Source organism: Chromobacterium vaccinii (assembly GCF_000971335.1).
Taxonomy (GTDB): domain Bacteria; phylum Pseudomonadota; class Gammaproteobacteria; order Burkholderiales; family Chromobacteriaceae; genus Chromobacterium; species Chromobacterium vaccinii.
On record NZ_JZJL01000108.1, the window covers coordinates 1 to 3,487 of the forward strand.

General features: G+C 63.6%; 3 protein-coding genes. All 3 read left to right on the top strand.

Annotation, left to right across the window (positions count from 1 at the left end; translation table 11 throughout):
• The first annotated feature begins 181 nt into the window (after positions 1 to 181).
• The 3 genes from map to VL52_RS22755 all read left to right on the top strand — a co-directional run bounded on the left by map (position 182) and on the right by VL52_RS22755 (position 3,446).
• Positions 182 to 979 carry a type I methionyl aminopeptidase gene (gene map, locus VL52_RS22745; RefSeq protein ID WP_046159182.1) on the top strand — a complete coding sequence of 266 codons (798 nt, stop codon included), beginning with the start codon at positions 182 to 184 and terminating at the stop codon, positions 977 to 979.
• Between the two features lie 41 nt (positions 980 to 1,020).
• Positions 1,021 to 2,109: a tyrosine-type recombinase/integrase gene (locus tag VL52_RS22750; RefSeq protein ID WP_046159183.1), complete on the top strand. Its 1,089-nt coding sequence runs from the start codon at positions 1,021 to 1,023 to the stop codon at positions 2,107 to 2,109.
• A 71-nt stretch (positions 2,110 to 2,180) separates the two neighbouring features.
• Positions 2,181 to 3,446, top strand: a complete 1,266-nt coding sequence (locus tag VL52_RS22755; RefSeq protein ID WP_046159184.1) for an Hsp70 family protein — start codon at positions 2,181 to 2,183, stop codon at positions 3,444 to 3,446.
• The last annotated feature ends 41 nt before the right edge of the window (positions 3,447 to 3,487 follow it).

Here is a 3,487-nt window from a genome sequence, read left to right on the forward strand (position 1 = left end):
CTTGGCCTGATGCGCGGAAGATGAGGCGGCTCACTGGATCGAGCGCTGGCCAACTAGTGTAGAATGGAAGAATACCAATCATTAGCAATCAGGGCTGGCTTGAAAGGTGTTGGATTTTTTTCTGAAAATCGCAAGCCGGACTGATGTAAACAACTGAAAATAAATAGGCTTTACAAAGAAAATGGCTATTCAGATCAAAGACACGCAAGATATCGAGAAAATGCGCATCGCCGGCCGCCTGGCGTCGGAAGTTTTGGATTTCATCACCCCGCATATCAAGCCCGGCGTCACCACCGAGGCAATTGATAAACTGTGCCACGACTATATGCTCAATGAGCAGGGCACCATCCCCGCCCCGCTGAACTACGCGCCGGATGGCCACAATCCCTACCCCAAGTCGGTATGCACCTCGGTCAACCACGTGATCTGCCACGGCATCCCCAATGACAAGCCGCTGAAAAACGGCGACATCATGAATCTGGACATCACCGTGATCAAGGATGGCTACCATGGCGATACCAGCCGCATGTTCTTCGTCGGCGACGTCAGCCCGCATGCCAAGCGCCTGAGCAAGATCACCTATGAAGCCATGTGGAAAGGCATCGAGAAGGTAAAGCCGGGCGCCACGCTGGGCGATATCGGTTACGCGGTGCAAAGCTACGCCGAAAGCGCCGGCTACAGCGTGGTGCAGGAATTCTGCGGCCACGGCATCGGCAAGAAATTTCACGAGGAGCCGCAGATTCTGCACTACGGCCGCCCGGGCACCGGACTGGAAATCGAAGCCGGCATGATCTTCACCATCGAGCCGATGATCAACCAGGGCAAGCGCCACCTGCGCATGCTGGCCGACGGCTGGACCGTGGTCACCAAGGACCGCAGCCTGTCCGCCCAGTGGGAGCACACCGTGCTGGTTACAGAAACCGGCTACGAAATCCTCACCCAGTCCGCCGGCACCCCGGCCAAGCCCAGCTTCAAGTAATCGCTGAAGGCCGTCCGCTCCCGCGGCGGCCCTTTCCCGCCATGCTGCCAGATGTCCTCCGCGCCGACGCCCGCTCCCATTCGCTGATACAGGCGCAGTCCGATGCCCAGGCGGTGCTGACCTGGCTGGCGGAGCACGCCGATCGCCCGGCCACGCTGGCCGCTTATCGCAAGGAAGCGGAGCGGTTGCTGCTGTGGCTGGACGGCCGCAGGCAGGGACTGGCCCAGGTCAAGCGCGAGGATGTGCTGGACTATCGCCGCTTCCTCGCCTCGCCACACCCCGCGGAACAATGGCTGGGGCCGGCGCGGCCGCGCAGCCATCCGGACTGGAAGCCGTTCAGCAAACCGCTGTCTCCCGCCAGCGTCGAACACAGCCTGACCGTGCTGGGCGCCTTATTCGCCTATCTCAACGACGCCGGCTACCTGAACGGCAACCCGTTCAAATTGTTGCGCCGGCGCGGCGCCAGAAAGGCCTCGCAGGAGATCGAACGTTTCCTCGACGCCGACTGCTGGAGACACCTCCAAGCCACGCTAAATGGCTTGCCGCGCGATAGCGACAGGGAAATCCGCCATGCCGAGCGCGCGCTGTGGCTGTTCACCCTGCTCTACCTGACCGGTGCGCGCCGCGGCGAGGTTGCCGCCGCCCGCGCAGGCGATCTGCTCCGCCGCAACGGCAACTGGTGGTGGCATGTGGTCGGCAAGGGCGGCGTTTCCGCGCGCATTCCGCTGTCGGACGAGCTGATGGACGCCATGGCCCGTTACCGGCTGAGCCTGGGCCTGTCTCCGCGGCCATCCGTTGGCGAGGACACGCCGCTGGTTTGCCGCGTGGGCGGCAAGGGGCAGGCCACGCCGCTGTCCGACAAGGCGATCTACCTGATCTGCAAGGAAGTGTTCGGCCGGGCGCAGGCAGGCGCGCCCAGCGACGAAGTCCGCGCCAAGCTGCGCGCGGCCAGCACCCACTGGCTGCGCCATACCGCCGCCAGCCACCAACTGGAGGCGGGCGTGCCGCTGCTGCTGGTCAGCCAGAACCTGCGCCATGCCAGCATCCAGACCACGCGCCGCTACCTGCACAGCGAGGAAGACGCCCGCCACGAAGCCAGCCGCCTGCACAAGCTGAAACGCGATGCCTGAGCGTTTCGCCCTTCCCTTTCCGCGCCATTCCGCGTACCATCGCGCCTCTTTTATTTTCAAGGAGATGCTGAATGACTGATCAAACTGCCGCCCGCGCCTGCGGCATAGACTTTGGCACCTCCAACTCCACCGTGGGCTGGCTGCGTCCTGGCCATGACACCTTGCTGCAGCTGGAAGACGGCAAGATCACCCTGCCCTCGGTGGTGTTCTTCAATTACGAGGAAGACCATTCCCGCTTCGGCCGCGCCGCGCTGGCCGAGTACATCGACGGCTTCGAAGGGCGGCTGATGCGCTCGCTGAAAAGCCTGCTGGGCTCCAGCCTGATCGACAGCCAGACCGAAGTCCAGGGCAAGGCGTTGCCGTTCCGCCATCTGCTGAAGCTGTTCATCCAGGAGCTGAAGCTGCGCGCCGAAGCCACCGCCGGCCGCGAATTCGAGCAAGTGGTGCTGGGCCGCCCCGTGTATTTTGTCGACGACAATCCTCAGGCTGACAAGCTGGCCCAGGACACGCTGGCCGACATCGCCCGCCAGGTAGGCTTCAAGGAGATTTCATTCCAGCTGGAGCCGATCGCCGCGGCGTTCGACTACGAATCCAACATCGAGAAGGAAGAGCTGGTGCTGATCGTCGACATCGGCGGCGGCACCTCGGACTTCACGCTGATCCGCCTGTCGCCGGAGCGCCGCAGCCATGCCGAGCGCCGCGATGACATCCTGGCCACCGGCGGCGTGCACATCGGCGGCACCGATTTCGACCGCCAGCTGAGCTTGCACGGCGTGATGCCGCTGTTCGGCTTCAAGACCCGGCTGCGCAACAACGCGGAGATGCCGTCCAGCCAGTATTTCAACCTGGCCACCTGGCACACCATCAACTTCGCCTACACTCGCAAGGCCTGGATGGATCTGCAGGACGTGCACCGCGACGCCGCCGAACCGCAGAAGCTCGACCGTCTGTTCAAGCTGATCCAGGAGCGCGCCGGCCACTGGCTGGCGATGGAAGTGGAGGCCGCCAAGATCGCGCTGTCCGATCAGGACAGCCACCGCCTGGCGCTGGACGCCATCGAGCGCGGCCTGCATTGCGATCTCAGCCGCGCCGATTTCGAAACCAGCATCGGCTCGCTGCTGGACCGCGTCGGCGGCACTGTCAGCAAGCTGCTGGCCGATTCCGGGCTCAAGGCTGAAAATGTGGACACCGTGTTCTTCACCGGCGGCTCCAGCGGCGTGCCGGCGCTGCGCGACGGCATCCGCGCGCTGCTGCCCAATGCCCGCCACGTGGAAGGCAATCTGTTCGGCAGCATCGGCAGCGGCCTGGCCATCGAGGCGAAGAAGCGCTACGGCTAAGCCAACAGGCAGCCCAATAAAAAAAGCCGCGATGATACGCG